The following is a 3217-nucleotide window of genomic DNA, read 5'->3' as shown; positions in this document are numbered from 1 at the left end:
GTACTCGACTCCGGCGTCACGCAGCTCGCGCAGCTGCGGTCGCAGCGAGAAGGCCGCCGGCTCGAGGTCGTTGTGCAGCGCGGCTCCGAGGGCCGCGGGGTCACCCGACCGCAATGCCGCCATGAGCTCGGGGCCGACCCGGGGCTCGGGCACGTCCGCACCGGCCCGCTCGCGCAGCCGGTCGCACTCGGCATACACCTCGGGGGTGGACAGGCCGGTGTCGCTGATCGCGAAGACCCAGTGGAAGGTCCCACGGGCGAGGACCGGCGCGAGCTGCTCCCCCCGGCCCGAGCCCATCGCGTTGCCGCCGGAGAGGACGAAGGGGACGTCGCTGCCCAGGCTGGCGGCCAGCTCGGAGAGCTCGTCGCGGTCGAGGCCCAGGCCCCAGAGCTGGTCGCACGCGACCAGGGCGGCTGCCGCGTCGGCCGAGCCGCCGGCCATGCCGCCGGCGACAGGAATGTCCTTGTCGATGCGGATCGAGAGGCACTCGTCGACCGACCAGCGGTCGGCGACGAGGCGCGCGGCCCGGACGGCGAGGTTGTCGCCGTTCGTCGGGATGCGGTCGGCGTACGTCCCGGCCGGGACGACCTGCCAGTCGTCCCATCGGGTGACGGAGACCTCGTCGTGCAGCGACACCGCCTGGTAAACCGTCGCGAGGGCGTGGAAGCCGTCAGGCCGGCGCGGCCCGACACGCAGGTCGAGGTTGACCTTGGCCGGGACCCGCACGGTCACCGCGCCGGGCTGGGTCGGAGCGACAGTCATGCGCCCACCCTAGGCGCCGACCGGCTCGCGTCAGGACGTATGGCCCCGACGGCGTGCGCGGGGCCGTCCGGCGTCGGCGTCCTGGGGACGCGCCTCGGGACGGGCCTCGGCGATCCGGGCGAAGGTCGTGATGTCGAGCTGCTCACCGCGGGTCCGCGGGTCGACGCCGGCGGCGAGGAGGGCTCGTTCGGCAGCGTCCGGGGAGCCGGCCCATGACGCGAGCGCGCCGCGCAGCGCCTTGCGTCGCTGGAGGAACGCCGCGTCGATGCAGCGGAAGACCTCTTCGCGGCTGGCCGTGGTCTTGGGGGGCTTGCGCCGCCGGAGTGCAACCAGGCCCGAGTCCACGTTGGGTGCGGGCCAGAAGACGTTCCGACCCACGCGGCCGGCGAGCTCGACGTCGGCGTACCACGCGGCCTTGAGGCTGGGTACGCCGTAGATCTTGCTTCCCGGTTTGGCCGCGAGCCGCTCCGCGACCTCGAGCTGCACCATGACGAGGACCCGCTCGATCGTCGGGAAGCGCTGAAGGAACGACAGCACGACCGGCACCGAGATGTTGTAGGGCAGGTTGGCGACGAGCGCCGTCGGGTCTGGGCCCGGGAGCTTCGTGATGGTCAGCGCGTCTGCCGCAACGAGGCGCAGCTTGTCGGCATTCTCCGGCTGGAGCGACCGCACGGTCTGCTCGAGCGCTCCCGCGAGGCGCGGGTCCACCTCGACGGCGGTGACGTGCTTGACGGCCGGCAACAGCGCGAGGGTGAGCGAGCCCAGGCCCGGTCCGACCTCGACGACGACGTCGTGCGAGCTCACCCCGGCGACGCGGACGATCTTGCGCACCGTGTTGGCGTCGACGACGAAGTTCTGACCCCACTGCTTGGTCGGTCGCACCTCGAGGCGTTCGGCGAGCTCGCGCACCTGGGTCGGCCCGAGGAGCGCGGCGTCGTCGACGTGAGGCGCATCCTTCTTCGTCATGCGCACACCCTATGGCCACGACCGAAAGAGCAATCCGTCCGCGGGGCGGACGGATTGCTCTTTCGATCAGGTTGCGTCAGGTCAGGGCTTGCACTGCCACTGCGAGACKCCGTTGTCGGCGTAGAGGCGGTTCGCGACGGTGATCTGCTGCTCGCGGCTGGCGAGGTCGGCGCGGGGGGCGAACTGCCCGCCGCCGTAACCCAGCCACGTCGAGGTGAGGAACTGCAGGCCGCCGAAGTAGCCGTTGCCGGTGTTGATGTGCCAGTTCCCGGTCGACTCGCACTGGGCGATGCTGTCCCACATGGCCGCGTGGGAGAGGTCGAGACCGGCGCTCGAGCTCGAGCCACCCGTGCTCGGGGCCGGAGCGCTCACCCGCGCAGGGGCGGGGGCGGGGGCGGGGGCCGGACGCTGTTTGGTCCCGACGAGGACGATCCGGTCGACGGGGGCCTTCGTCACGGTGGAGGAGACCTGCGTGGTGGAGACGACCTTGCCGTCGACGACCGTGGTGCGGACCGCCAGGGTGCGCACACCGGCGACGCCTGCCCGCGAGACCTTGGTCTCGTCGCGGTAGAGGTTGCCCGAGCTCTGCTTCGTCGTGCCGAAGGCGATCGGCTGGGTGACGCTCTTGTCCCGGGTCAGGACGCGCTGCACCGTCACGGTGCTGCCGGACGTCAGGGGCGTCGTGAGCGGCGGGTTGACCTTGTCGGCCTTGCCGAGGTGCACGCCGAGCTGCGTCAGCGCCTCTCCGACCGTTGCCGCCGCGATGGTCTTCGTCGTCGACTTGCCGTCGGCCTTGACCGTCACCGCCTTGGGCGTGACGACAGTCAGGGTCAGCCCCTGGCGACCGATGGTCTCCGAACGCGAGACGGACAGACGCGCACCCTCACCGCGCAGACCGAGCGCGAGGAGCGCCCCGTCGACCGTGGTCTCGGTGGTGCGCAGCTGACGGGTCTTGCCGTCCACCGTGAGCGTCAGCAGCCGGGCGTACTTGACGGTGATCTTCTCACCGTCGCTGATGGGGGCGTCCGCGGCGGGCACGACGACGTCGCCGGGCTTGATGGTGATCCCCTGGCTGTCCAGGACGTCGGCGACGGTGCTGCCGAACACGTGCGCAGAGCTCGCGGTGCCGTCGACCGACAGGTTGACGGACTTGTCGAGCTGGGCGGCGCCGACGGCGCCACCGGTGAGGACGACGGCCGCGCCAGCGGCGGCCAGGACTTTGGCGTTGCGAGAAATCAAGACACTCCGAACGTCGAACCATCCGGGTGCGACGCGCTCTCGATCCATCCTCCTCACGTCGTCGGAAGGAGGTCGATGCGGGGCGGCAACCGGCCAACAGTCGAACAGACTGGCCGACCGACGGCGCGAAGGTCAAATTTTGGTAACGGCGCCCCGTCCTGCTGGACGCCCGAAGTTGCATGCGCTAGGCGGTTTGCCCGATTCGCTCCGCGCCCCACGGCCCGTAGACCCGCTCGCTGTTCTCGGACAC

Annotated in this window: 3 protein-coding genes; all 3 read right to left on the bottom strand. The window is 71.3% G+C overall.

Going from position 1 to position 3217, the window contains the following annotated elements; genetic code table 11:
- Positions 1 to 762: 4-(cytidine 5'-diphospho)-2-C-methyl-D-erythritol kinase (locus AC1DP0_RS20020; protein ID WP_478087988.1), on the bottom strand; the 762-nt coding region annotated here is incomplete at its 3' end.
- Between the two features lie 30 nt (positions 763 to 792).
- A complete protein-coding gene (rsmA, locus tag AC1DP0_RS20015) occupies positions 793 to 1728 on the bottom strand; it encodes a 16S rRNA (adenine(1518)-N(6)/adenine(1519)-N(6))-dimethyltransferase RsmA (RefSeq protein WP_478087986.1) in 936 nt (311 codons plus the stop codon).
- Positions 1729 to 1809: 81 nt separating this feature from the next.
- Positions 1810 to 2967 (bottom strand): ubiquitin-like domain-containing protein, encoded by a 1158-nt coding sequence (locus tag AC1DP0_RS20010; RefSeq protein ID WP_478087984.1) that lies wholly within the window; start codon positions 2965 to 2967, stop codon positions 1810 to 1812.
- Positions 2968 to 3217 lie beyond the last annotated feature (250 nt).

The organism is Terrabacter sp. P5_B1 (assembly GCF_056400505.1).
The sequence above is the reverse complement of the archived record's forward strand: the minus strand, read 5'-3'. Positions and strand labels throughout refer to the sequence as shown.